At 34.6% G+C, this 25531-nt stretch carries 25 protein-coding genes; 23 read left to right on the top strand and 2 right to left on the bottom strand.

Annotated elements, in window-relative coordinates:
* Nucleotides 1–33: 33 nt before the first annotated feature.
* The 5 genes from ACHRWY_RS05790 to ACHRWY_RS05770 all read left to right on the top strand — a co-directional run bounded on the left by ACHRWY_RS05790 (nt 34) and on the right by ACHRWY_RS05770 (nt 5946).
* Nucleotides 34–2502, top strand: a complete 2469-nt coding sequence (locus ACHRWY_RS05790; RefSeq protein ID WP_395353300.1) for a TonB-dependent siderophore receptor — start codon at nt 34–36, stop codon at nt 2500–2502.
* A gap of 61 nt (nt 2503–2563) precedes the next feature.
* On the top strand, nt 2564–2896 hold the full coding sequence (locus tag ACHRWY_RS05785; protein ID WP_395353299.1) for a hypothetical protein: 333 nt from the start codon (nt 2564–2566) through the stop codon (nt 2894–2896).
* An 18-nt stretch (nt 2897–2914) separates the two neighbouring features.
* Nucleotides 2915–3217 (top strand): hypothetical protein, encoded by a 303-nt coding sequence (locus ACHRWY_RS05780; RefSeq protein ID WP_395353298.1) that lies wholly within the window; start codon nt 2915–2917, stop codon nt 3215–3217.
* 3 nt (nt 3218–3220) lie between these two features.
* The gene (locus ACHRWY_RS05775) at nt 3221–4786 is read left to right on the top strand and encodes a PepSY-associated TM helix domain-containing protein (protein ID WP_395353297.1); all 1566 of its coding nucleotides are present in this window, start codon (nt 3221–3223) and stop codon (nt 4784–4786) included.
* Nucleotides 4787–4833: 47 nt separating this feature from the next.
* The gene (locus ACHRWY_RS05770) at nt 4834–5946 is read left to right on the top strand and encodes a PepSY-associated TM helix domain-containing protein (RefSeq protein WP_395353296.1); all 1113 of its coding nucleotides are present in this window, start codon (nt 4834–4836) and stop codon (nt 5944–5946) included.
* A gap of 45 nt (nt 5947–5991) precedes the next feature.
* Here the strand turns inward: ACHRWY_RS05770 and ACHRWY_RS05765 are convergent, their stop codons facing one another.
* Together ACHRWY_RS05765 and ACHRWY_RS05760 are read right to left on the bottom strand one after the other, a co-directional pair.
* Nucleotides 5992–6339, bottom strand: coding sequence for a toxin-antitoxin system YwqK family antitoxin (locus ACHRWY_RS05765; RefSeq protein ID WP_395353295.1), 348 nt, complete (start codon nt 6337–6339; stop codon nt 5992–5994).
* 210 nt (nt 6340–6549) lie between these two features.
* A complete protein-coding gene (locus ACHRWY_RS05760; protein ID WP_395353294.1) occupies nt 6550–7542 on the bottom strand; it encodes a TlpA family protein disulfide reductase in 993 nt (330 codons plus the stop codon).
* Between the two features lie 157 nt (nt 7543–7699).
* Between ACHRWY_RS05760 and aspS the strand changes: the two genes are divergently transcribed.
* The 18 genes from aspS to ACHRWY_RS05670 all read left to right on the top strand — a co-directional run bounded on the left by aspS (nt 7700) and on the right by ACHRWY_RS05670 (nt 25470).
* Nucleotides 7700–9451: an aspartate--tRNA ligase gene (aspS, locus tag ACHRWY_RS05755; RefSeq protein WP_395353292.1), complete on the top strand. Its 1752-nt coding sequence runs from the start codon at nt 7700–7702 to the stop codon at nt 9449–9451.
* 381 nt (nt 9452–9832) lie between these two features.
* Nucleotides 9833–10027 (top strand): cold-shock protein, encoded by a 195-nt coding sequence (locus ACHRWY_RS05750; RefSeq protein ID WP_007137066.1) that lies wholly within the window; start codon nt 9833–9835, stop codon nt 10025–10027.
* Between the two features lie 243 nt (nt 10028–10270).
* Nucleotides 10271–10636, top strand: a complete 366-nt coding sequence (locus ACHRWY_RS05745; protein ID WP_395353291.1) for an NADH-quinone oxidoreductase subunit A — start codon at nt 10271–10273, stop codon at nt 10634–10636.
* Between the two features lie 161 nt (nt 10637–10797).
* The gene (locus ACHRWY_RS05740) at nt 10798–11346 is read left to right on the top strand and encodes an NADH-quinone oxidoreductase subunit B (protein WP_127338250.1); all 549 of its coding nucleotides are present in this window, start codon (nt 10798–10800) and stop codon (nt 11344–11346) included.
* A gap of 1 nt (nt 11347) precedes the next feature.
* A complete protein-coding gene (locus ACHRWY_RS05735; RefSeq protein ID WP_395353289.1) occupies nt 11348–11869 on the top strand; it encodes an NADH-quinone oxidoreductase subunit C in 522 nt (173 codons plus the stop codon).
* 25 nt (nt 11870–11894) lie between these two features.
* Nucleotides 11895–13133, top strand: a complete 1239-nt coding sequence (locus tag ACHRWY_RS05730; RefSeq protein ID WP_395353288.1) for an NADH-quinone oxidoreductase subunit D — start codon at nt 11895–11897, stop codon at nt 13131–13133.
* A gap of 71 nt (nt 13134–13204) precedes the next feature.
* Nucleotides 13205–13735: a complex I 24 kDa subunit family protein gene (locus ACHRWY_RS05725; RefSeq protein WP_395353287.1), complete on the top strand. Its 531-nt coding sequence runs from the start codon at nt 13205–13207 to the stop codon at nt 13733–13735.
* Between the two features lies 1 nt (nt 13736).
* Nucleotides 13737–15104 (top strand): NADH-quinone oxidoreductase subunit NuoF, encoded by a 1368-nt coding sequence (nuoF, locus tag ACHRWY_RS05720; RefSeq protein WP_395353286.1) that lies wholly within the window; start codon nt 13737–13739, stop codon nt 15102–15104.
* An 84-nt stretch (nt 15105–15188) separates the two neighbouring features.
* The gene (locus tag ACHRWY_RS05715) at nt 15189–16220 is read left to right on the top strand and encodes a 2Fe-2S iron-sulfur cluster-binding protein (RefSeq protein ID WP_395353285.1); all 1032 of its coding nucleotides are present in this window, start codon (nt 15189–15191) and stop codon (nt 16218–16220) included.
* Nucleotides 16220–17278: an NADH-quinone oxidoreductase subunit NuoH gene (gene nuoH, locus ACHRWY_RS05710; protein ID WP_395353284.1), complete on the top strand. Its 1059-nt coding sequence runs from the start codon at nt 16220–16222 to the stop codon at nt 17276–17278. The genes ACHRWY_RS05715 and nuoH overlap by 1 nt, the downstream gene beginning before the upstream one ends.
* A 162-nt stretch (nt 17279–17440) precedes the next feature.
* Nucleotides 17441–17986 (top strand): NuoI/complex I 23 kDa subunit family protein, encoded by a 546-nt coding sequence (locus tag ACHRWY_RS05705; RefSeq protein WP_395353282.1) that lies wholly within the window; start codon nt 17441–17443, stop codon nt 17984–17986.
* Nucleotides 17987–18526, top strand: coding sequence for an NADH-quinone oxidoreductase subunit J (locus tag ACHRWY_RS05700; RefSeq protein WP_395353281.1), 540 nt, complete (start codon nt 17987–17989; stop codon nt 18524–18526).
* Nucleotides 18526–18846: an NADH-quinone oxidoreductase subunit NuoK gene (nuoK, locus tag ACHRWY_RS05695; protein WP_133523522.1), complete on the top strand. Its 321-nt coding sequence runs from the start codon at nt 18526–18528 to the stop codon at nt 18844–18846. The genes ACHRWY_RS05700 and nuoK overlap by 1 nt, the downstream gene beginning before the upstream one ends.
* Before the next feature lie 6 nt (nt 18847–18852).
* Nucleotides 18853–20736, top strand: a complete 1884-nt coding sequence (gene nuoL / locus ACHRWY_RS05690) for an NADH-quinone oxidoreductase subunit L (protein WP_395353280.1) — start codon at nt 18853–18855, stop codon at nt 20734–20736.
* Nucleotides 20737–20746: 10 nt separating this feature from the next.
* A complete protein-coding gene (locus ACHRWY_RS05685) occupies nt 20747–22189 on the top strand; it encodes a NuoM family protein (protein WP_395353279.1) in 1443 nt (480 codons plus the stop codon).
* Nucleotides 22190–22253: 64 nt separating this feature from the next.
* A complete protein-coding gene (locus ACHRWY_RS05680; protein WP_395353278.1) occupies nt 22254–23645 on the top strand; it encodes an NADH-quinone oxidoreductase subunit N in 1392 nt (463 codons plus the stop codon).
* Nucleotides 23646–23782: 137 nt separating this feature from the next.
* Nucleotides 23783–24514, top strand: a complete 732-nt coding sequence (locus tag ACHRWY_RS05675; protein WP_395353277.1) for a hypothetical protein — start codon at nt 23783–23785, stop codon at nt 24512–24514.
* 185 nt (nt 24515–24699) lie between these two features.
* Nucleotides 24700–25470: a Bax inhibitor-1/YccA family protein gene (locus tag ACHRWY_RS05670; protein ID WP_395353276.1), complete on the top strand. Its 771-nt coding sequence runs from the start codon at nt 24700–24702 to the stop codon at nt 25468–25470.
* Nucleotides 25471–25531 lie beyond the last annotated feature (61 nt).

Here is a 25531-nt window from a genome sequence, read left to right as displayed (position 1 = left end):
AATTTGCGCTATTAAAATCAATTCTAAATAAAAATGAAATATAAATTCACAATTTCTTTTTTGAGTTTTTGTTTTTTTCTATTAGCTGCAACTACAATCTCGGCACAAGAAAAAGCAATCATTAAAGGTCAAATATCTTTAAGCGATAATGAATCTCCTGAAGGCATCTCTCTAGCTTTAAAAGGAACAAGATTTGGAACCACTACAGACGAACAAGGTAATTACAAATTAAAAAATGTAAAACCCGGAACTTACACTTTAAAAGTTTCCGGTGTAGGATATACTTCAACTGAAAAAAAGATTACTGTAAAAGAAGGTGAAGAACTAACTGAAAATTTCAAACTTATATCAAATTCAGAAGAGTTAACAGAAGTTGTGGTCAACGGAAGAAAAAATCATTTTGCCCGCAAAGAAAACCAACAAGTATCAAGATTACCCCTTAAAAATCTTGAAAACCCGCAAGTATATACCACTATTACCGGAGAAGTTTTAAAAGAACAAGTTGTAACTACTTTTGATGATGCCTTAAAAAATGCACCGGGTATTACGCAACTTTGGGCTTCAACTGGTCGTGGCGGAGATGGTGCCGGATATTACGCTCTGAGAGGATTTGCTGTTCAGCCTACAATGGTAAATGGTTTACCAGGTATCACCAACGGAAGTTTAGATCCTGCAAATGTTGACAGAATTGAGATCATCAAAGGGCCATCAGGAACTTTATTTGGAAGCAGCTTAATCTCTTACGGAGGATTAATCAATACCACTACAAAAAGACCTTTTAAAGGATTTGGTGCAGAGCTAAATTATACTGTTGGGAGTTACGGATTAAACCGTGTTACTGCAGATATTAATACATCATTAAATGATAAAAAAAGTTTAAATTTCAGAATTAACTCGGCATACAACAAGCAAAACAGCTTTCAGGATGCTGGCTTTAGAGAATCCTTTTTTATTGCTCCATCATTGTCTTACGAAGTAAATGACAGATTATCATTCCTGGTAAATACTGAGTTTATGAGCAACGAAACAACAAACCCAACGATGCTTTTTTTAGACAGAGGATACCCTTTAAGAGTGCATAATATTTCTGAATTGAAATACGACAACAATCGTTCTTATACGAGTAACGAACTAACATTAAAAACACCTTCTTATAATATACAAGGTCAAATGAATTATAAGATTTCTGATGAATGGCATTCACAAACTGCTTTTTCAACAAGCTCTTCTAAATCAACCGGAAACTATGCTTATTTGTATGAAGGAACTCAATACTATCCTACTATAACTGAAGGAATTGTATTGTCAAGATACTTTAACTATCAGGACAACCAAAACTTAACGACAGATATTCAGCAAAATTTCATTGGAGACTTTAAAATTGGAAGCCTTAGAAACAGAATTGTTGTTGGTTTTGACTACTTTAAAAGAACAGCAACAGATCATAGTTCAGGATACTTTGGCAATGGTTCCATTTATATTGGAGACAACTTAGCTTCTTTTAATGCTGTTTTTGGTCCATCAAATGGTGACACAGGAAATCTGACAAAAGCGGGATCAGATGCAATTGTTGGTAATAGCCCGAGAAACGACAACAAAACCAAACAAGAAGTTTATAGCGCGTATTTCTCAGATGTAATCAACTTTACACCTGCTTTATCAGCAATGGTAAGTTTACGTGCAGATCGTTTCATCAACTCCGGAGATCTTTCGACAGATGCTGACAATTACAATCAAACTGCTTTTTCACCAAAATTTGGTTTAGTATACCAACCCGTTCTTGATAAAGTTTCTGTATTTGCAAATTACATGAATGGTTTTGCTAACGTAGCTCCGGGTGCAGATCGCGTAAATGGGATTTCAACTCCAAAAACATTCAATCCGGAACACGCCAATCAATTTGAAGCAGGTACAAAATTAAATCTTTTCAAAGATAAAGTTTATGCGACTTTCAGCTATTATGACATTAAAGTAGCAGATCAGGTATATGTGGTTGAAACACCAAGTTCAGACCCTGCTAACATACCAAACAACCAAACTTCATATCAAAATGGAGGACAACATAATAAAGGTTTCGAAGCCGAGATTGTTGCTAACCCGATTAATGGTTTAAACATTATTCTTGGATATAGCTATAACGATGCTGTTTTAACTGCTGGTGATGCGGATTTCGTAAATCACAGACCAGAAAGTTCAGGACCACAAAACCTGGCAAACCTTTGGGCTAGTTACAAATTTACTGAGGGCCTCATGAGAGGATTTGGTTTAGGTTTTGGAGGAAATTATGTTGGTGACAATAAAATCATGAACAGAACAACTGCAGGAACATTTACAATTCCTGAATACACAGTATTAAATTCATCATTATTCTATCAGGCTGAAAAGTTTTCAATCACTCTTAAAGTAAACAATCTTACAAACGAGGAAATTTACGACGGATGGTCAACAATTCACCCAAAAGATCCTAGAACTTTCGCTGCAAGTTTTACTTACAGATTCTAATAAAACAAACAAAAAACACCTTTCTGTTCAACCGGAAAGGTGTTTTTAAATTCATAAAATCATGATAACAATTGCAAGTCTTATCGTTTTTTTAGCTTTTTATACCCTTTATTATACTTCAAAAAGAGCCACTTTATCTTATGATTTAGGTTTTGAAAAATGGATGAAGAGTAATCCCAAACCAACCAAGATTATGGGCTTGGGACTTCTTGTATTAGCCTACGCTCTTTGGCTGTTTACACAATCATTGTGTTGTGGAACTTTAATGTTTTTTATCCAGCTTATGACCATTGGCAGTTTAATTATCATTTTGGCACCCTTAAAAAAAATTAGCCGATATGCCATTATTGCACTTTTTGTAATTGTCGCTTTATTTGAGTTTTATTACCACTAACTTATTTCTAACCAAAATATGCCAGCAAATCCTAAATATCTAACCCAGTCTATAGGGCAACGAATTGCCAAAATTACAGCGGCTATACTTGGCGGCTATTTTGTTTCAGTCAGTTTTCATTTGGCAATAGCCGCATGGTTTAGTCGTGCAAATGTACTTATGACCATGGCTTTTACAGGGTTTATTCTTTGGGTAGTGTTAATGGTAGTTGCTTTTTTAGCAAAAAGCGCGTGGAAAATATGGGGGATTTACCTACTTCTAACTTTAGTTTTTTCTCTTTTTATTTATCTGGGTCAAACTTATAATCCGATAGCCAAATAACCTATGAATAACCGTCATTATAATATCTATTTTCACACACATACTGTTAGCGGAATCGTCATCAGCGTAGTGCTTTTTGTGATTTTCTTTGCAGGATCCTTTTCTTTTTTTAGAGATGAAATTAACAATTGGGAAAGAAATGAATCTACTGCTATTACTAAAGAAATCCAATTAGACTATACTTCAGCTTTAAAAAAGCTGGACAAAGAATACGTTTTACACGGAAGAAATATCACTATTTCTAAACCAGGTAATGAGCAAAGAGTGGCTGTTTATTTAGACGCTACCAAAGATACTTTAGCTCCGGCCAAACAAAAAGAAGGAAACTTTTTTTATCTTGACACCAAAACCTTCAAAACTTTTACTTACGAACAATCCTATTCGTTAGGAGAGTTTTTATACCGCCTGCACTTTTTGGCACAGATTCCTTATCCGGCAGGATATTATCTTTCCGGTTTTACGGCATTATTCTTTTTGTTTGCCATTGTAACCGGGCTTCTTTTACATTGGAAAAAGATTGTTTCTAACTTTTATATTTTCCGTCCAAAGGAAAAATTAAAAACATTATGGACAGATGCCCATACTGCTTTAGGAATGATTGGTTTGCCTTTTCAGTTTGTATACGCTGTTACAGGAGCCTTTTTTATGATTAAACTTTTAATTGTAGCCCCGGCTGTAATGGCATTATATAAAGGCGATCAGGCAAAATTATATAAAGAATTAGAATATAATGATCCGGAATACAAATACGGGAATAGTGCACTAGCAACACCTTTTAATATTGATCAGTTGGTTGCAAAAACAAAAAGCAACTGGAAAGATTTTGAAATTACACGTGTTTTTATCCAGAATTATGGTGATGCCAATATGCATGTTTTAGTGGAAGGCGAAATGTTAAGCGACAAAAAATTCACCGGAATTGGAAAAGTAGTTTACCGAATTGCTGACGGAAAAGAAATCGCCAGAAAAAACCCTGTTACGCAAACCAACTATTTAGATATTGTAAAGAATGTTTTATACAAAATACATTTTGGTGATTATGGAGGATATGCCCTAAAAATAGTAAGCTTTGTATTAGGAATTATAACTTGTTTCGTGATTATGTCAGGTGTAATGATTTGGTTGGCAGCGAGACAAAAAAACAACTTATCTGAAAAGAAAAAACATTTTAATGCAATGGTGGTTCATATTTATCTGGCCATCTGTTTGAGCATGTACCCTATTACCGCACTTTCTTTTATTATCACCAAAATATATTATCCCTTAGCTCAGGGTGACCTTTATATGGTTTATTTTTTAGGATGGCTGTTTCTTACCCTATTCTTTATCATTAAAAGGAATAATGATTTCACCAACAAATTCTGTTTAATCTCAGGAAGTATTTTAGGTTTTTTAATTCCAGTAACAAACGGAGTTGTTTCAGGAAACTGGTTTTGGAATTCTTTTATAGAAAATAAAATTCAGGTTTTCTTCGTTGATGTTTTCTGGATCTTTCTGGCTTCAATAACGCTTTATGTTGCGATTTCACTAAAACCGACAGTACCTGCTTCCCAAAAACAACCGAAATAATTTGTACCCAATGAATTTAGCGCATACTTTTACGCTTTATTCAAAAAATGGGATTTAAAACACAAATACGGTTTTTACATAAATGGCTCGGATTAATTTCCGGGCTTATTGTTTTTATCGTAAGCATGACCGGATGTCTGTTTTGCTTTCATGATGAAATAAAAGACATCACCCGCAAAGAATGGCGATTGGTCGAACCTCAAAACAAGCCTTTTATGTTCCCGTCAGTTTTACAGGAAAAGGCAAAAGAAATTCTCCCCGATTACAAACAATCGATGGTTTCTTTTTATGGAAAAAACAGATCTGTAATTGTTTATACTTATTCTGGTGCAGAAAACCGCTATCTCTACTTTAATCCGTACACAGGAGAATATCTCAAAACCGAAAATCCGGAAACAGATTTCTTCATCATTGTAGAATACATCCATCTGTATTTGCTTTTACCGGATTATATCGGCAAACATATTATTGGAGGCGCAACCATCATTTTTATTTTATTACTGATTTCGGGAATTATTCAATGGTGGCCAAAGAAAAAGAAAGATCTCAAGAGAAGCCTCTCCGTAAAATGGTCTGCAAAATGGCGTCGGGTAAATTACGACTGGCACAATACATCCGGATTTTACATTTCGATCGTTGCTATGGTTATTGCTATTACAGGTTTAACTTTTACTTACGAATGGATTGGAGACGGCATTTATAAAACATTCAATTTTGGTGGAGACAAAGCACTCGAAACAAAAACACCAATAATAGACACAACAACATTTGAATACAACACTTCTGCAGCGATAGACCGGGCCCTTTATCACACCATGAAAAAAAATCCTGAAGCTGAAATGTTTTATGTCCTGTTACCGCAAAAGAAAGGGGATATAATAAATACAGGGGCATATCCGCATACTTTAAGATACGATCATCAAAGCAATTATTATTTTCATCCCTACCACGGAGAATTAATTCAAAGTCAGACTTTTAATAAAAAAAGTTTAGGCTTACAAGTTGTCGAAATGAATTACGGAATTCATACAGGGCAAATTTTAGATTTACCAGGTAAAATAATAGCCTTTATTGCCAGCCTGATTGCCGCAGCATTACCAGTATCAGGTTTTGTAATCTGGTACGGCCGCAGAAAGAAAACTAAAAAAATCAAAGCATAAAAAAACCGCCGGTTAAGGGCGGTTTATAAATCATTTGAAATTTTCTTAATTTCTATTGGCTACAGCATTTTTTTGTAAATTTTTAACTGAACTGATTTTGCTGTTTTCATAAGCCACCTCACTCAGGTTTTTTTCATTAAAAAATAACCATTTACCAGTTTTCAATCCGTCTGTGTACTCGCCTACCGCAACTTTATTTCCTTTTTCATCATACGATACCCAAACGCCATCTAATTTGCCATCTTTAAAAAAGCCTTCTTGTTGTACTTTACCATTTTCATAATAATAAGTAGCTTTTACTTTGTTTCCAACAGCTTCTAATTCAGGATTTACCTCTTGTGCAACTAAAATTCCAGAGAACAATATTGCAACTAAAATTACACACTTTTTCATATCTTAGGTATTTAATGTTATCAAATCGTTATCAAATATAATTAATTGTTTACATTAAAAAAACTTTTAATTAACAATTTGGTAACATTAGACAAAAGCTTAACATTGGAAATTTATCCAAAACAAAAAAACCAGCGCTTAAGTGCTGGTTTTACTGGATTTTTATAAAAAATACAAATTTACTATAACGTTATAAATTTGGCAAATAAATTACTTCAATAATGAGTCTAACTGGGTTTGAAGCTCTGGAGACGAAGGTCTGGCAGCATCTGCACTTAAAACATTCCCTTTAGGATCAATGATAATAAATCTTGGAATTCCGGTTACACCAAAATCAGTTACAAACTGAGATTCCCAGTCTTTATCAGCGAATAATTGAATTCCGCCCAAACTTTTATCGGTTACAAACTTTTTCCATTTTTCGTTGTCCTTCAATTTATCAATTGAAATACTCACGAATTCAATATTTTTTCCGTGATACTTTTCCTCAATTTTTTGCAAATACGGAATCTCAGCTCTGCAAGGCGCACACCATGTAGCCCAAAGATCAATGTAAACATATTTTCCTTTTAGATCAGAAAGCTTTGTTTTTCCTCCTTTAAAATTTTCATAATCAAAATCAGGAGACGGCTTTCCGTTAAATTTATTTGCTTTGGCTGCACTTTCATAATTCCTAATCGCAAATTCATTAAAACGCTCAAAATTACTTTTCATTGCAGTTACAAACTCCGGATCAAAAGATCCTTTCTCCAGACTTTCTTTATCTGTCTTATTCTTAGCCTCTAATATTACTGCAAATTCAGCAGGTTCTTTAGAAAAAGCTTCCTCGAGTTTTTCATTTCTTAAAGCTTGCTGTGCCAAAAAATTACTTTCTTCAACACCTTTACCTTTATACACAATCGTTTCATCAAACTCTTTGGCATTCATTGTTAAATTAACCTCTGAGTTTGGTTTTAGATATAAACGAGAAGATTCTATACCATCAGAAAACACATAAAATCCCTTTGGAGCTTCAAAATTGGCTGCAAAAACCTCTTTTTTATTAATCGGAATAATTTGTTTAAAATTATCCTTGCCCATAATCACTAAAGTATCGCTATTTCTATTGGTGATTTTAGCCGTAAATTTAATTTGATTTTTGGTTTGACCTATAACATTCAAAGCGCTAAAAATCAACAGACCCGTAACAAAAAGTTTGTTCATATAAATTAAAGTTTGTTTTAAGTGATTCAAATCTAAAGAAATTACAGGTCTCAAATTTAAGAATTAACAAAATATTTCAAATTAATCACCATCAAGTTATCACTTTACTATATTAATTTGAATTTTGTGTTTACTTTTGCAGTCTAAAATTTAGATCATGTATAGAAGTCATAATTGCGGCGAATTAAACGCTTCAAATATTAATACCGAAGTTACACTTGCGGGCTGGGTTCAAAACTCTAATGATAAGGGATTCATAAATTGGGTAAACTTACGAGATCGTTATGGGATTACTCAATTATTATTTGATAAAGGCCGTTCCAATGAAAAAGTATTTGAACTGGCAAAAACGCTGGGTAGAGAATTCGTAATTCAGGTAAAAGGAACTGTAATTGAGCGTGAAGCCAAAAACAAAAATCTTGCTACTGGTGACATTGAAATTTTAGTAACCGAAATGGTGATCCTGAATGCTGCTTTGACGCCTCCTTTTACGATTGAGGATAAAACTGATGGTGGAGAAGACATCAGAATGAAATATCGCTATTTAGACATTCGAAGAAATCCTGTAAAAAACAGTTTGTTGTTCCGTCACAAAGTAGCAATGGAAGTTCGTAAATACTTATCTGACTTGGATTTTTGCGAAGTTGAGACACCATACTTAATCAAATCGACTCCTGAAGGCGCCAGGGATTTTGTTGTACCAAGCCGTATGAACGAAGGACAATTTTATGCATTACCACAATCGCCTCAAACTTTCAAACAACTTTTGATGGTAGGCGGAATGGATAAATACTTTCAGATTGTAAAATGTTTCCGTGACGAAGATTTACGTGCAGACCGTCAACCGGAATTTACACAAATAGATTGCGAAATGGCATTTGTGGAGCAAGAAGACATTTTGAATGTTTTTGAAGGTTTGACCAGACATTTACTAAAAGAAATTAAAGGTATTGAAGTAGAAAAATTCCCTAGAATTACCTACGACTATGCCATGAAAACATACGGAAATGACAAACCGGACATTCGTTTTGGGATGAAATTTGGTGAGTTAAACGAATTTGCACAACACAAAGAATTTCCGGTATTCAATGCTGCTGAATTAGTTGTCGGAATCGCAGTTCCGGGAGCAGGAAATTACACCCGAAAAGAAATCGACGGATTAATTGACTGGGTAAAACGTCCGCAGGTTGGAGCATCAGGAATGGTGTACGCAAAATACAACGACGACGGAACTTTTAAATCTTCTGTAGATAAATTTTACGATCAGGATGATTTAGCAAATTGGGCAAAAGCAACAGAAGCACAACCCGGAGACATGATTTTTGTACTTTCAGGACCAGCTAATAAGACACGTGCTCAACTTTCTGCCCTTCGAATGGAATTGGCAACCCGTTTAGGATTGCGTAATCCTGAAGTATTCGCTCCTCTATGGGTAATTGATTTCCCATTATTAGAACTGGACGAAGAAAGCGGTCGTTATCATGCGATGCACCACCCGTTTACCTCTCCAAAACCGGAAGACATGGCGCTGCTGGAAACAGAACCGGGGAAAGTTCGCGCCAATGCTTATGATATGGTCTTAAACGGAAATGAAATTGGCGGAGGATCTATTCGTATTCACGATAAAGCAACCCAACAATTAATGTTTAAATATTTAGGCTTTACCGAAGAAGAAGCAAAAGCTCAATTCGGATTTTTAATGGACGCTTTTCAATTTGGGGCACCACCTCACGGAGGTTTAGCATTTGGACTGGATAGACTGGTTGCTATTTTAGGAGGCCAGGAAACCATTAGGGATTTTATTGCATTCCCTAAAAACAATTCAGGACGCGATGTGATGATTGATGCACCTGCTGCAATCGACGATGCCCAGTTGAAAGAATTGCATATTAAAATTGACGCAATATAAATTTGATAATTTCAAGATATAAAACTGTAACTAAAATTTAGTTGCAGTTTTTTTTTACTTTTTACTATTTTTTTAAACAAAAATAACATCGTTAAAAAAGGCCAGCCTAACAAACACAAGTATTCTCTCACACAAACAAATATTAGCGGGATCCGTTTCGCATAATATACTAATTTTTTGTAAAACATAAGCTACTTTTTTAACTTTTTATTCTTACAATTAATGATTCTCAAATAAAGTACTTCTATATCAAAATTGATGCAATATAAATAGCGAAAACACTGTGAATCAATAATTTTTACAAAAAATTAACACCTTATTGTCTTTTGTATGAATTTATATATTACATTTGCTTCATTATAAATTATTATTACAATTACAATGCGTACAGGTACAGTAAAATTTTTCAATGAATCTAAAGGTTATGGATTCATTACAGACGAAGAAACAGGAAAAGATATCTTCGTTCACGCTTCAGGAATTAACGCGGAAGAATTACGCGAAGGTGACCGTGTAAGCTACGAAGAAGAAGAAGGAAGAAAAGGGAAAGTTGCTGCTAAAGTAGCAGTAATCTAAGAAAAATATAGCAATTTATTTTTTTTGCCTCTGAATGGTTTTAAAAACGTTTCGATTTATTTCGAGACGTTTTTTTTTGCTCATTTCTTAAAAAAAACTTAAAAAAAGAGATTGTTATTTATAATCGATAAAAATTACCTGTAAACGTAGTTTCATCGAGTACTTATATCCTTCTTTCGTTTGTGATTTACAGAGTTGAAAGTTATCTTTGTGGCTTATTCTTTAAGTAAAAACCCTAAGTTTATGCAATCTGATCAATACAGTTACATTCCTATCTTAATGCAGTTTATTCTGGCTGTTGGCTTCGTGGTAGGAACAATCATTATTTCCGGAAAATTAGGTCCAAAAAGAACCTCTGAAGTTAAAGACAAAAACTTTGAATGCGGTATCGAATCTGTTGGTAATGCGCGTATTCCTTTTTCAGTAAAATATTTCCTGGTTGCCATTTTATTTGTATTGTTTGATGTAGAGGTAATCTTTCTTTACCCTTGGGCAGTAAACTTTAAAGATCTTGGTATCGAAGGCATGCTAAAAATGATCGTTTTTATGTCATTGCTTTTAGTTGGCTTTTTCTATATCATCAAAAAGAAAGCCTTAGACTGGGAATAAAGAAATTTCAGATTTCAGATTTCGGATTTTAGATTGGTTTAATTTAGAATTTTAGATTTGAAAAATAAATTTCCCCAAATATAATATTGATTTTTAAATATTGATTTCGATTTCGAGATTTGAAAAAATCTAAAATCAGAAATCTAAAATCTAAAATAAAAATGAGCGATTCAAAAGTAAATATGGTTGCCCCTCCTGAAGGTGTTGTTGGCGAAGGTTTTTTCGCCACAAAACTAAATGATGTTGTAGGTATGGCACGCGCGAATTCTCTTTGGCCATTACCATTTGCAACTTCTTGTTGCGGTATCGAATTTATGGCAACAATGGCATCACATTACGATTTAGCACGATTTGGTTCTGAGCGTGTGAGTTTTTCTCCTCGTCAGGCAGATATGCTAATGGTAATGGGAACTATTTCTAAAAAAATGGCCCCTATTTTAAGACAAGTTTACGAACAAATGGCTGAACCTCGTTGGGTAATTGCTGTTGGAGCTTGCGCCTCATCAGGTGGTATCTTCGATACTTACTCCGTTTTACAAGGAATAGATAAGGTAATTCCGGTTGATGTTTACGTGCCGGGATGTCCGCCAAGACCCGAACAAATAGTAGATGGAGTAATGAAACTTCAGGAATTGGTACGAAGCGAATCTGTTCGACGCAGAAGCTCACCGGAATACCAAGAATTACTAGCTTCATATAACATTTCATAAGATGGCTTTAGAAAATACCCTGATCCAGGATAAACTTACAGAAACATTTGATGCAAGTGTTTTTAACTTTCACCAAGAAAGAGATATTTTTTCACTTGAAACTACCGCTGACAAAATCACAGCCCTGATTCTTTTTTTAAAAAATGACTCTGATTTACGTTTTCACTTTCTAACCGATTTGTGCGGGGTTCATTATCCGGACAACGAAACAGATCGTCAGTTTGCCATCGTGTATCATCTACACAACTGGTACGAAAACAAACGTATTAGAATTAAAGTTTATCTCAACGGCGAAAAACCAGAGATCAAAACTATTTCAAATATTTTCTTAAGTTCAAACTGGATGGAAAGAGAAACATACGATTTTTTTGGAATCAATTTTATTGGTCACCCACAATTGAAACGTATTTTGAATATGGACGAAATGGTCTCTTTTCCAATGCGAAAAGAATTTCCTATGGAAGACAGCGGAAGAACTGATAAAGATGACAGATTCTTTGGAAGAACAACAACAAATTGCTAAAAAATAAATAATTCAACATTATAAAATGTCAGAACTATTATTACCACCAGAGCATCGTTATGCTAAAATAGTTAAGGATAAACTAAATGAAGACGGAAGCGAGCTTTCAGTTTTGAATTTAGGTCCTACACACCCAGCCACTCACGGTATTTTTCAAAATATCCTGTTGATGGACGGGGAAAGAATTCTGGAAGCCGAACCTACTATTGGTTACATTCACAGAGCTTTCGAAAAAATCGCTGAAAATCGTCCTTTCTATCAAATTACGCCTCTTACAGACCGTATGAACTATTGCTCCTCTCCTATCAACAATATGGGATGGTGGATGACTTTAGAAAAATTATTAGGTATTGAAGTTCCCAAAAGAGCACAATATCTAAGAGTTATCGTAATGGAATTGGCCCGTATTACAGATCACTTAATTTGCAATTCGATCTTAGGTGTTGATACTGGCGCTTATACTGGTTTCTTATACGTTTTTCAATTTAGAGAAAAAGTTTATGAGATCTACGAAGAGATTTGTGGTGCCCGTCTAACAACAAACATGGGAAGAATTGGCGGTTTCGAAAGAGACTGGTCACCAGAAGCTTTCCGCAAATTAGAAGTGTTTTTAAAAGATTTTCCTGTCGCCTGGCAAGAATTTGAAAACTTATTCGAAAGAAACAGAATTTTCCTTGACAGAACTGTAAACGTAGGCGCTATCTCAGCAGAGCAGGCAATGGCTTACGGATTTACAGGTCCAAACTTACGTGCTGCAGGAGTTGATTACGATGTACGTGTTGCACAACCTTATTCTTCTTACGAAGATTTCGATTTTATTGTTCCTGTTGGAAAATCAGGTGATACTTACGATCGTTTCTGTGTTCGAAATGCCGAAGTCCGCGAAAGTTTAAGCATTATTCGTCAGGCTTTAGACAAAATGCCGGCCGGAAACGAATATCATGCAGAAGTTCCTGATTACTACCTTCCTCCAAAAGAAGATGTTTACACTTCTATGGAATCATTAATCTATCACTTTAAAATTGTAATGGGAGAAGTTCCTGTTCCAGTGGCAGAAATTTATCACCCTGTTGAAGGAGGAAATGGAGAATTAGGATTTTATTTAGTTACAGACGGAAGCAGAACACCATACAGATTACATTTTAGAAGACCTTGTTTTATTTATTACCAGGCATATCCTGACATGATCAAAGGGGCATTATTATCTGATGCTATCGTTATTTTATCAAGTCTAAATGTTATCGCAGGAGAATTAGACGCCTAAAAAAATTTAGATTGTAGAATTTAGATTAAAAAATTTGTGACTTTGCGCCTTAGTGGCAAAAAAAGAATAAAATGGAAAGAAAACATTACAAACAAGAAATAAATATGACTGAAACATTGATGAATCGCATCAATGAACTAATCAGTCATTATCCTGAAGACAAAAGAAAATCAGCTTTGTTGCCTGTTTTGCATGAAGTACAGGATGCCCATGATAACTGGCTGAGCATCGAGTTACAGGATAAAGTTGCCGAAATTTTACATATAAAACCAATTGAGGTTTACGAAGTGGTCACATTTTATACCATGTACAACCAAAAACCAATTGGAAAATACATGTTCGAATTTTGCCAGACTTCTTGTTGTTGTTTAAATGGTGCCGAAAACTTAATGGACTACACTTCTGAAAAATTAGGTATTAAAATGGGAGAAACAACTCCGGACGGAATGTTTACCATTGCCGGAGTAGAATGCCTGGGCGCTTGCGGATATGCTCCGATGATGCAGTTAGGAGATTTCTACAAAGAAAAATTGACAGAAGAAAAAATCGATCAGTTAATTGCTGATTGCAGAGATGATAAAATAATATTACACGATAAATAAGATGTCACAGAAAATATTATTAGACAAAATAAATATTCCTGGTATCAAAACCTACGAAGTATATCGCCAAAATGGAGGGTATGCTTCTGTAGAAAAAGCTTTAAAAACGCTTACGCCGGACGAAGTTGTTGAAGAAGTAAAAAAATCAGGACTTCGTGGTCGTGGTGGTGCAGGTTTCCCTGCCGGAATGAAATGGAGTTTTATTGATAAAAAATCCGGAAAACCAAGGCACTTAGTTTGCAATGCCGACGAGTCTGAACCGGGAACTTTCAAAGATCGTTATTTGATGGAATTTATTCCTCACTTATTGATCGAAGGAATGATTACTTCAAGTTTTGCCCTGGGCGCTAACCTGTCATACATCTACATTCGTGGAGAATATATGTGGGTTTTCAAAATATTAGAAAGAGCTATCGCCGAAGCCAAAGCTGCCGGCTGGTTAGGAAAAAATATATTAGGAACAGGTTACGATTTAGAGTTACATGTTCACTGTGGAGCCGGAGCTTATATTTGTGGAGAAGAGACTGCACTTATTGAGTCACTGGAAGGTAAAAGAGGAAATCCTCGTATCAAACCACCATTTCCTGCAGTTTCAGGACTATGGGCAAATCCTACAGTCGTAAACAATGTTGAAACTATCGCCACTGTGCCATGGATCATCAATAACTCAGGAGACGATTATGCCAAAATTGGTATTGGCCGCTCAACCGGAACTAAATTAATCTCTGCTTCGGGACATATTAAAAACCCGGGAGTTTACGAAATTGAATTAGGGTTAAGTGTAGACGAATTCATGAATTCTGACGAATACTTAGGAGGAATGTCTTCAAGCCGTCCTTTAAAAGCATTTGTTCCGGGAGGATCTTCAGTGCCAATCTTACCCGCTGAACTGATTTTTAAAACAGCAAACGGAGAAGATCGATTAATGTCTTACGAATCTTTAAGTGACGGTGGCTTTGCAACCGGATCGATGTTAGGTTCAGGAGGATTTATCGTTTATAATGATACGGCCTGTATTGTTAGAAACACTTGGAATTTTTCTCGTTTTTACCACCACGAATCTTGCGGACAATGTACACCTTGTCGCGAAGGAACAGGTTGGCTGGAAAAAATATTACACCGAATTGAAAACGGTCATGGCCGTGAAGAGGATATTGAATTATTATGGAGCATTCAAAGCAAAATTGAAGGTAACACAATCTGCCCGCTTGGAGATGCAGCTGCATGGCCTGTAGCAGCAGCGATTCGTCATTTTAGAGATGAATTTGAATATCATGTTCGCTTCCCGGAAAAAATTAGAAATAGAGATCACTTTGTTGCTGAACCTTTCTCGCAAGTAAAACATTTAGTAGGCAAACAAACAGTTTAAAAATAGTTTCAAGTTTCATTTTTTTTTAGTTTCAAGTTCCACAACCTGAAGCTTTAAACGGGAAACTAAAAAAACAAAACAAAGATGAAAGTAACCATAGACGGTCAAAGTATAGACGTAGAGCCAGGAACAACAATCCTGCAGGCTGCACGTATGATTGGTGGAGATTTGGTGCCGCCAGCCATGTGCTATTACTCAAAATTAAAAGGCAGCGGCGGAAAATGCCGTTGTTGTTTAGTTGAAGTTTCTAAAGGAAGTGAGGCTGACCCAAGACCAATGCCAAAACTAATGGCATCTTGCGTAACAGGATGTATGGACGGAATGGAAGTGAACAGTAAATCTTCTGACAGAGTTACGGAAGCCCGTAAATCTGTAACCGAATTTTTATTGATTAATCACCCGTTAGACTGTCCTATTTGTGATCAGGCCGGTGAATGTGATTTGCAAAACTTAAGTTTTGAGCACGGAAATCCAAAATCACGTTTTATTGAAGAAAAAAGAACATTTGAACCGGAAGATATCGGTCCAAATATTCAATTGCATATGAACCGTTGCATTTTATGTCAAAGATGTGTACAAGTTGCAGATCAATTGACAGATAACAGGGTTCACGGAGTATTAGATCGTGGTGATCACGCTAATATTTCAACCGGGATCTCAAAAGCAATCGACAATGAGTTTTCAGGAAACATGATTGACGTTTGTCCGGTTGGAGCTTTAACAGACAAAACTTTCCGATTTAAATCAAGAGTTTGGTTTAACAAGCCTTATAATGCACACAGAGAATGTACCACTCCGGGATGTTGTGGAAAAACTACGGTTTGGATGTTTGGAGGAGAAATCCAACGTGTAACAGGTCGCAAAGACGAGTACCATGAAGTAGAAGAATTCATTTGCAACAGCTGTCGTTTTGATCATAAAAATGTTAATGACTGGGTAATCGAAGGACCAAGAGAATTTGAAAAAGATTCTGTAATCAACCAAAATAATTATACTCAAAAATTAGAGAAGGTAGAAATCGATACAGAAAAAACAATCCTTATGGGAAGAGATATTGACCGCAAAAAAATTAGTATGGCTGAAATTCCATTAAACACTAACAACAAAAATTCTTAATGATGGTAGATGGTGCGTTTATTATAGAAAAGAGTGTTGTAATTGTTGTGGTTTTTGCCGTAACAATGATTATGGCCATGTATTCTACCTGGGCTGAACGTAAAGTTGCGGCTTTTCTTCAGGACCGTGTTGGCCCAAACCGTGCCGGATGGGGAGGATTATTGCAACCTCTTGCTGATGGTATGAAATTATTTTCTAAAGAAGAATTTTTTCCAAATACACCTAACAAATTTTTATTTGTTGTAGGACCGGCAATTGCCATGAGCACTGCATTAATGACAAGTGCCGTAATTCCTTGGGGAGACAGACTTCATGTTTTTGGAAGAGATGTAATCCTTCAGGCAACTGATATTAATATTGCTTTGTTATATATTTTCGGAGTTCTTTCAGTGGGGGTTTACGGAATTATGATTGGTGGATGGGCTTCGAATAATAAATTCTCCTTAATGGGAGCAGTTCGTGCCGCTTCACAAATGGTTTCTTATGAAGTTGCTATGGGATTATCGATGATTGCCTTATTGATGATGACCGGAACAATGAGTTTAAAGGAAATTTCATTACAGCAGGAAGGAATGAACTGGAATGTTTTCTATCAGCCTTTATCATTTTTGATTTTCTTAATTTGCTCATTTGCAGAAACAAACAGAACTCCTTTTGATTTAGCAGAATGTGAAAGCGAATTAATTGGAGGTTATCATACGGAATATTCATCCATGAAAATGGGATTCTATTTATTTGCTGAATATGCAAGTATGTTTACTTCTGCAACAATCATTTCTGTATTGTTCTTTGGCGGATACAATTATCCAGGAATGAGCTGGATGACAGAACATGCAGGAGTAAATGTGGCTAATCTTTTAGGGATTGCAGTACTATTCGTAAAAATATGCTTTTTCATATTTTTCTATATGTGGGTACGTTGGACAATTCCAAGATTCAGATACGATCAATTAATGAATTTAGGATGGAGAATTTTAATTCCGCTTTCGATCATTAATATCATGATTACCGGCGTTGTTATTTTAAGACACGATATCGCAGCCGCCTTAGGATTTTAAGAACAATACTATCCTGGCGCTTATAGCAGCGGCATCCTTTTATGGTGGGGTTCACCATAAAAGATATAGCAGATAGCATAGCAGGATTAGCTTCAAATAAAAATAAAATAGATTTTGATTTGATTTCATTTCAAATTATAAATCATAAATATACTAGTAAAAATGTCAATAGAAACTATATCATTATCGGGTAGAAAAAAGTTGGTCTCTAATAAAGAGATGACTTTTTGGGAACGATTGTATCTTGTGGCGATTGTAAAAGGTCTGGGTATTACACTTAAACACCTTTTTAGAAAAAAAGTGACCATTCACTATCCTGAGCAGGTTCGTGAAATGAGTCCTGTTTATCGCGGTCAGCATCAGTTAAAACGTGATGAGCAAGGTCGCGAAAACTGTACAGCTTGCGGATTATGTGCTTTATCATGTCCTGCAGAAGCTATCACGATGAAAGCTGCTGAACGTAAGGCTGATGAAAAACATTTATACAGAGAAGAAAAATACGCTTCGATCTACGAAATCAACATGTTACGATGTATTTTTTGTGGTCTGTGTGAAGAAGCATGTCCAAAAGATGCCATTTATCTGACAACTTCTAAAGTGTTGGTTCCTTCCAGCTATGAAAGAGAAGATTTTATTTTTGGAAAAGACAGATTAGTGATGCCTCTTGACGTGGCCATCAAAAATGCTCAACTTAATAATGCTAACTAAATGATACATATTCCTGATTTTGCACACGCAACTACTGTACAAGTAATATTTTGTTTCTTAGCGTTTATTACGGTAATTACCGCTTTTTTGACCATTTTTAGCCGAAATCCAATTCATAGTGCTATTTATCTGGTGATTTGTTTTTTCTCCATTGCCGGTCATTATTTATTACTAAATTCTCAATTTTTAGCTATTGTACATATAATAGTCTACTCCGGAGCGATTATGATTCTGTTCCTGTTTACGATTATGTTAATGAACTTAAACGAGCAAAGAGAAGTTCACCGTCCCAGAATTACACGTTTGGGCGCTATTGTTTCTTTCTGTCTAATTTGTATTGTACTAATTGCAATATTCATTAACTCTAAACCAATAGTTGGCGAATATGATTCAAGTGGAGAAGACTTCCAATCTATTAAAGTATTGGGTAAAATATTGTTGAACGAATATATGGTGCCTTTTGAATTTGCTTCGATTTTACTTTTAGTAGCAATGATTGGAACTGTATTATTGTCTAAAAAAGAAAAATTAAATAAATAATGGGTAATATATTAAATCAAATAGGTATTGAAAATTACATCTTTTTAAGTGTTGTACTTTTTTGTATTGGTGTTTTTGGTGTATTGTACAGACGAAATGCTATTATCGTTTTCATGTCTATCGAAATCATGCTGAATGCAGTAAACCTTTTATTTGTGGCCTTTTCAACTTATCATCAGGATGCACAAGGACAAGTTTTTGTATTCTTCTCGATGGCTGTTGCTGCGGCTGAAGTTGCAGTAGGATTGGCTATTTTAGTTTCTATTTTTAGAAATATTGGCTCAATTAGTATCGATAATTTAAAAAATTTAAAAGGATAAATAAAAATGGATACCAATTTAGCTTTACTTTTAGTTTTATCTCCTTTTTTAGGATTTTTAATTAATGTTTTCTTTGGGAAAAGCCTGGGAAAAACAGTTTCCGGGATTATAGGAACTGTGGCTGTAGCAATTTCTTTCATAGTTACACTTGTACTTTTTAATCAGATTACCCAAACTAAACAAGCCGTTCAGGTTACTTTGTTTGACTGGATTCAAATCAGTAATCTTCACATCAATCTTGGATTTTTATTAGATCAATTATCAATTCTTTGGTTGCTTTTTGTAACCGGGATTGGATCTTTGATTCACTTATACTCTATCAGTTACATGCATGATGACGAAAATATGCACAAGTTTTTTGCGTATTTAAATCTTTTCGTATTCTTTATGATTACACTTGTAATTGGAAGTAACTTATTAGTTTTATTTATTGGATGGGAAGGCGTTGGACTTTGCTCTTATTTATTGATCGGATTCTGGCATAAAAACCAGGATTATAACGATGCAGCAAAAAAGGCTTTCATTATGAACAGAATTGGAGATTTAGGTCTTTTGATTGGAATGTTCATTATTGGTTCGATGTTTTCTACTTTAGATTATGCTACTTTAAAAACTGCAATCGCAGGAGCTACAAACTTAAATTTACCCCTACTTTCTTTAGCGGCTTTATGTCTGTTTATTGGAGCTTGCGGTAAATCAGCACAAATTCCTCTATACACATGGTTACCTGATGCGATGGCCGGACCAACTCCCGTTTCTGCATTGATTCACGCTGCAACAATGGTGACAGCTGGTATCTTTATGGTAACAAGATTAAATTTTGTATTTGATCTGGCACCGGATGTTCAAACTGTTATTGCCGTTATTGGAGCTATCACTTCATTAGTTGCTGCAACAATTGGTTTAGTTCAGACTGATATTAAAAAAGTTTTGGCCTACTCTACCGTTTCACAATTAGGATTAATGTTTTTAGCATTAGGATTTGGTGCTTACGAAGTGGCCGTTTTTCACGTAATTACGCATGCTTTCTTTAAAGCTTGTTTGTTCTTAGGTTCCGGTTCTGTCATTCACGGTTTACATGGTGAGCAGGACATGCGTAAAATGGGTGGATTGCGTAAAGCAATGCCAGTCACTTTCTGGACGATGTTAATTTCTTCATTAGCAATTTCAGGAGTTCCTTTTTTCTCCGGTTTCTTTTCTAAAGATGAAATTTTGATGACTGCTTTTCACCATAGTATCTCTTTATATGTGGTTGGATCTGTTGCTTCCATTATGACTGCTTTTTATATGTTTAGACTAATGTTTTTAACTTTCTTTAAAGAATTCAGAGGAACTGAGGAACAAAAACATCATTTACACGAAAGTGACGGTTTGATTACTTTTCCATTAATGATTTTAGCGGTTTTAGCTACTTTCGGAGGATTGATCAGCTTACCTGGAAATAGTTGGTTAAATGAATATTTAGCACCACTTTTCACAAAAGTAGCAGGAGAAGAACATCATTTAGGACCAACAGAATATACCTTGATGGGAGTTGCTGTTGTAGGCGGGTTAATAGGAATTTTAATTGCTTACATTAAATACTTTAAACAAGACAATGTTCCTGAATCAGACGAAAACATTACTGGTTTAACTAACGTTTTATACAACAAATATTATGTAGATGAAATTTATGACGCAGTATTTGTTAGCTCTGTCAATGGATTATCAAAATTCTTTAGGGACAAAGTTGAAACAGGTTTATCAGCACTTGTATTCGGATTAGGAAAAATAACCAATGAATTAGCTTTTCAGGGTAAAAAACTACAAACCGGAAGTATCGGATTATATCTCTTCGCTTTCGTTTTAGGGCTTTGTGCCATTGTTTCTTATATATTTTTAGCTCAATAATTTTATAACTATGAACGTTTCTCTTATATTAATTATTCTTTTAGCTGGTGCATTTGTCACTTATTTTGCTGGTGACAAACTCGCTTCAAAAGTAGCTTTGTTCTTTAGTTTGGCAGCTCTAGGCTGTTCGGTTGTATTGTTAAACCATTTTAATGCTGGACAAAATATCAGCATGATCAATGCCTGGATTACACAACCTAAAATTTCATTTGCTCTAAATGCTGATGGATTAGCTATTGCAATGGTTTTATTGACAACAGCTTTGACCCCTATTATTATATTTTCTTCTTTTGGGAATGACTATAAAAATGCCAAAAGCTTCTATGCTTTAATTTTATTTATGGCTTTTGCAATGACGGGAACTTTCCTTGCTGCAGATGGTCTTTTATATTATATTTTCTGGGAATTAGCTCTTATTCCTATTTACTTTATTGCTCTTATCTGGGGGAATGGAGATGCTGAAGAACGCAGAAAAGCAGTGGTTAAATTCTTTATTTACACACTTGCAGGTTCATTGTTCATGTTGGTAGCTTTTATTTACCTGTCTCAAAAAGCAAATGGCAGTTTCTTAATTGAAGACTTATACAAAGTAAACTTATCAGCTGATGAGCAGCTTTGGATTTTCCTTGCTTTCTTTTTAGCGTATGCAATCAAAATTCCAATTATACCTTTCCACACCTGGCAGGCAAATGTATATCAAAAAGCACCAACTGTTGGAACCATGCTTTTATCTGGTATCATGCTAAAAATGGGATTATATAGTGTTATTCGTTGGCAACTGCCAATTGCACCTCTTGCTGCAAAAGAATACATGAATATTTTTATTGCTTTAGGAATAGCCGGAGTTATTTACGGATCAATTGTCGCTTTAAGACAAAAAGATGTAAAGAAATTATTAGCGTATTCTTCTTTAGCTCACGTTGGATTAATTGCTGCCGGAACTTATACATTAACTGTTGATGGTTTACGTGGAGCAGTTCTGCAAATGATCGCGCACGGTTTTGTTGTAGTTGGTTTATTCTACGCTGCTGAAATTATCTATAGAAGATACCAAACAAGAGAAATTAGTGAAATGGGCGGAATCCGTACACAATCTCCAAAATTTACTTCTATGTTTTTAATATTGGTTTTAGCTTCTGTAGCTTTACCAAGTACTTTTAATTTCGTTGGAGAGTTTACGGTACTATATAGTCTTTCTCAAATAAACATTTGGTTTGCTGTTTTAGGCGGAACAACCATTATTTTAGGGGCGTATTATATGCTTAAAATGTTTCAGAATGTAATGTTGGGAGAAACTAATTCAAAAACTTTTGCCGATGTTTCTCTTAATGAAGGAGTATCATTAGTAGTAATTATTGCGGTTTTAATATTCTTCGGATTTTATCCAAAACCAATTACAGATTTGATTACACCTAGTTTGGAAACTATTCTAAACGTTATCAATAAAAATTAATATTTTAAATAAAAATAAATTAGGGCATCATTAGTTTTAGATTACCTAAATCAAAAAAACAAAAATGAATACATTAATAGCAATAACAGGACTGGGTATTTTTTGCCTATTGTTTGAAATTCTTAATTTAAGAAAAGCCATTGTTCCAATTACCATTATTGGATTATTGGGGGTTTTGGCACTTAACTATTATGAGTTTGGATTAACAGCAAGTTATTACAACAATATGATTACAGTGAGTAAATTCTCGACTGCATTTTCATCATTGTTTATTGTTCTAACAATCTTCCTGGTAGCATTAAGCCATAATTTTTATGAAAATCATCCAACAAAAATCTCAGATTTTGTTGCTATAAAAGTATTTCTTTTAGCGGGAGCTGTTGCAATGGTTTCTTTTGGAAACTTAGCTATGTTTTTCTTAGGAATAGAAATTTTATCAATCGCTTTATATGTGCTTGCGGCCAGCGAACGTTTGAACATTAAAAGCAATGAAGCGGGTATGAAATATTTCCTGATGGGATCTTTTGCTTCAGGAATTATCCTGTTTGGAATTTGTCTTATTTATGGTGCAATGGGAAGTTTTGATGTTGCTGAAATTCACGAAAGTTCATTATCAGCAGAATTACCAATCTGGTTTCCTATTGGAATGATCTTAATGATTATAGGAATGTTGTTTAAAATTGCAGCTGTTCCGTTTCACTTCTGGGCACCGGATGTTTACGAAGGTTCTCCTGCTTTAACAACTGCATTGATGAGCACACTGGCAAAAGTAGTTGCAGTTGCAACTCTTTATAAGTTAGTTGCCGGATTAAATTTAGTACCATCACTGGACAATCAGGATCTTTTAGGAACTTTTGAAAATATTATCGTTATCATTTCGATTGCCTCTATGACTGTTGGAAATATAATGGCATTACGTCAGGTTAATGTAAAACGTATGCTGGCATTTTCAGGAGTATCACATGCCGGTTTTATGTTGATGACTTTGCTAACTGTAGCTACTTCAGCAGGAGTTTTATTGTATTATACAACAGCTTATGCACTGGCAGGTATCGCTGCTTTCAGCGTTATACTATATGTTTGCAAAAACCAGGATAATGAAGACATTACAAACTTTCACGGCTTAGGCAAAACAAACCCGCTGTTAGCTGCCATATTAACTGCATCATTGTTGTCGATGGCCGGTATCCCAATTTTTTCCGGATTTTTCGCAAAGATGTTCTTATTCAATCAAACTATTCAGGCCGGACATATTGCTTTAGTAATTGTGGCTGTTATAAATTCTATCATTAGTGTGGGGTATTATTTTAAATTAATATTAGCCATGTATTCTAAAGAACCAAACCAGGAGCGTACAGGAAAACCTTTTCTTATTTATGCCGTTGCAGTAATTTCAATCACTTTAAATATTGCATTAGGTCTATTCCCTTCTTTAGTTTTAGATTTATTGAATTAAAATAATTTTATATTTTATAAAAAAGCCGTCAATATTAATTGATGGCTTTTTTATTTTAAATAACAAGCATTTTTTTAATAAAGAATAATATTACATAAATTACTATATTTGTAATCATTATATTAAATTTATTATTTATGCTTACAGAAAACAATATAAGAGAACGAGTCGGAGAAATTAAAAACATCAATCAGGGTCTTTTTCTATGTCCTTTTCAGCTTCCGGCGAAAACTATTAATAATTATATTAAAATCGAAAATCCGCAAGATTTAGATTTTATACTAGTATCGTTCAACTTAAGAGACGATGAATTTGCCAATTATCTGTTTGAAAGTCTTCCCGATCAAATTGATTTGACCAGAATATCAAAAAATCATATTCCATCAAACAAATATGGTTTTTCAGACGTACTGTTGGTTCCACCTACCTGTCATTCTCAATTAAAGGGAATCTTTGACAAAGAACGAGAAAACCTTATCTGGTGTATTCCTATCCATAAATATGAATTTTCAGGTAACGAATCAAAAGAGGAACTCCGGGAGATGTATATTCGAACCACTCCTGTGCAGGATTGGAAAAGAAAGGGCGTTCCTAAAATAAAGATATATTTCAGTAATCCAAAAACAAAAAGCGGCACTATCAACAAAAATCCTGTAATTTTGAATTATGAATATTTAATCAATGAAATTAAAGAAATTAACGGTGTTGAAAATGGATTTTTAGAGATCACTAACTACAAAAACGAAGTTATTGAGATTGTATCCCCGCTAGAAGGACAATATTTTCTTATTCTTAATCGTGATGACAGTAAGCGAATTTTAATGACAATAGATCAAATTATTGAGGCTGTCGATCAATTTTTAATTTAGTAATTCTTTTTTCAATAGTAATGACTATGCTCTTAAATTCTCAAACCGAAAATAAAATCTAAATTTTAAAATTGGCTTTATCATAAAAATGAAAAACATATTCTGAACTGTTAAAAATTCCATACTATTAAGGGCACATCAAAAAATATCAATTATATTTGATGAGTTTTAAAACCAATTACATTATGAACTTTAATTCAAATAATCCATTTTTAAGCAACAAGCGTTTTTCTTCAAACGCTAATTCAAGAACGGAACAAGTACACCAGGCACAAATTATTGATTACAATCAGGACATGACTGTATCAGGCACTATTAATAAAACAGCTATTTTGTTTTTAATTTTGTGCGGTGCTGCAATGGTAACATGGTGGATGGCATTTAACCAAATGAATGTGATGATCCCTGCAATGGGTGGTGCAATTGTTGGACTAATTTTAGTAGTAATTTCAGCTTTTAAACCACAATATTCTCCTTATTTAGCTCCGGGTTATGCCTTTTTTGAAGGTTTGTTTATTGGAGGAATATCCGCCATTTTTGAGGCGATGTACCCTGGTATTGTAATTAATGCCGTTGGAGCAACTTTGGTAACATTTTTAGTTTGCCTTGGATTGTATAAATTTAAAATTGTTAAAGTTACAGAACAATTTAAATCAGTTGTAATTGCTGCAACTTTGGCAATTGCAACCTACTATTTAATTTCGTGGTTATTCTCTATGTTTACCAGCTTTACTCCTGTTCATTACGGAAACTCGATGATGAGTATCGGAATTAGTGTTTTTGTGATTATCATTGCTGCTTTGAACTTATTCTTAGATTTTGATCTAATCGAAAAAGGAGCGCAGCAAAGAATGCCAAAATTTATGGAATGGTACGGTGCCATGGGACTCATGATCACATTAGTATGGTTGTATATTGAATTCCTTCGACTTTTATCCAAATTATCCAAAAAATAATTTTCTTTCAACATAAAAAAAGGCCTTTTTGAATTTCAAAAAGGCTTTTTTTATGCCGTAT

It is taken from the genome of Flavobacterium sp. FlaQc-48 (assembly GCF_044007335.1).
Classification (GTDB): domain Bacteria; phylum Bacteroidota; class Bacteroidia; order Flavobacteriales; family Flavobacteriaceae; genus Flavobacterium.
Note: the sequence above shows the minus strand (reverse complement) of the source record. Positions and strands in the feature narration are given on the sequence as shown.

Excerpts from the sequence above, each read along its gene's own strand:
- ACHRWY_RS05715 (WP_395353285.1), top strand. The coding sequence starts at position 15,189 with ATGAAAGTAACCATAGACGGTCAAAGTATAGACGTAGAGCCAGGAACA.
- ACHRWY_RS05780 (WP_395353298.1), top strand. The coding sequence starts at position 2,915 with ATGCCAGCAAATCCTAAATATCTAACCCAGTCTATAGGGCAACGAATT.
- nuoL (WP_395353280.1), top strand. The coding sequence starts at position 18,853 with ATGGATACCAATTTAGCTTTACTTTTAGTTTTATCTCCTTTTTTAGGA.
- ACHRWY_RS05685 (WP_395353279.1), top strand. The coding sequence starts at position 20,747 with ATGAACGTTTCTCTTATATTAATTATTCTTTTAGCTGGTGCATTTGTC.
- ACHRWY_RS05705 (WP_395353282.1), top strand. The coding sequence starts at position 17,441 with ATGTCAATAGAAACTATATCATTATCGGGTAGAAAAAAGTTGGTCTCT.
- ACHRWY_RS05725 (WP_395353287.1), top strand. The coding sequence starts at position 13,205 with ATGGAAAGAAAACATTACAAACAAGAAATAAATATGACTGAAACATTG.
- ACHRWY_RS05735 (WP_395353289.1), top strand. The coding sequence starts at position 11,348 with ATGGCTTTAGAAAATACCCTGATCCAGGATAAACTTACAGAAACATTT.
- aspS (WP_395353292.1), top strand. The coding sequence starts at position 7,700 with ATGTATAGAAGTCATAATTGCGGCGAATTAAACGCTTCAAATATTAAT.
- ACHRWY_RS05750 (WP_007137066.1), top strand. The coding sequence starts at position 9,833 with ATGCGTACAGGTACAGTAAAATTTTTCAATGAATCTAAAGGTTATGGA.
- nuoF (WP_395353286.1), top strand. The coding sequence starts at position 13,737 with ATGTCACAGAAAATATTATTAGACAAAATAAATATTCCTGGTATCAAA.
- nuoH (WP_395353284.1), top strand. The coding sequence starts at position 16,220 with ATGATGGTAGATGGTGCGTTTATTATAGAAAAGAGTGTTGTAATTGTT.
- ACHRWY_RS05760 (WP_395353294.1), bottom strand. The coding sequence starts at position 7,542 with ATGAACAAACTTTTTGTTACGGGTCTGTTGATTTTTAGCGCTTTGAAT.
- ACHRWY_RS05790 (WP_395353300.1), top strand. The coding sequence starts at position 34 with ATGAAATATAAATTCACAATTTCTTTTTTGAGTTTTTGTTTTTTTCTA.
- ACHRWY_RS05700 (WP_395353281.1), top strand. The coding sequence starts at position 17,987 with ATGATACATATTCCTGATTTTGCACACGCAACTACTGTACAAGTAATA.
- ACHRWY_RS05680 (WP_395353278.1), top strand. The coding sequence starts at position 22,254 with ATGAATACATTAATAGCAATAACAGGACTGGGTATTTTTTGCCTATTG.
- ACHRWY_RS05670 (WP_395353276.1), top strand. The coding sequence starts at position 24,700 with ATGAACTTTAATTCAAATAATCCATTTTTAAGCAACAAGCGTTTTTCT.
- ACHRWY_RS05770 (WP_395353296.1), top strand. The coding sequence starts at position 4,834 with ATGGGATTTAAAACACAAATACGGTTTTTACATAAATGGCTCGGATTA.
- ACHRWY_RS05745 (WP_395353291.1), top strand. The coding sequence starts at position 10,271 with ATGCAATCTGATCAATACAGTTACATTCCTATCTTAATGCAGTTTATT.
- ACHRWY_RS05675 (WP_395353277.1), top strand. The coding sequence starts at position 23,783 with ATGCTTACAGAAAACAATATAAGAGAACGAGTCGGAGAAATTAAAAAC.
- ACHRWY_RS05730 (WP_395353288.1), top strand. The coding sequence starts at position 11,895 with ATGTCAGAACTATTATTACCACCAGAGCATCGTTATGCTAAAATAGTT.
- ACHRWY_RS05775 (WP_395353297.1), top strand. The coding sequence starts at position 3,221 with ATGAATAACCGTCATTATAATATCTATTTTCACACACATACTGTTAGC.
- nuoK (WP_133523522.1), top strand. The coding sequence starts at position 18,526 with ATGGGTAATATATTAAATCAAATAGGTATTGAAAATTACATCTTTTTA.
- ACHRWY_RS05740 (WP_127338250.1), top strand. The coding sequence starts at position 10,798 with ATGAGCGATTCAAAAGTAAATATGGTTGCCCCTCCTGAAGGTGTTGTT.
- ACHRWY_RS05785 (WP_395353299.1), top strand. The coding sequence starts at position 2,564 with ATGATAACAATTGCAAGTCTTATCGTTTTTTTAGCTTTTTATACCCTT.
- ACHRWY_RS05765 (WP_395353295.1), bottom strand. The coding sequence starts at position 6,339 with ATGAAAAAGTGTGTAATTTTAGTTGCAATATTGTTCTCTGGAATTTTA.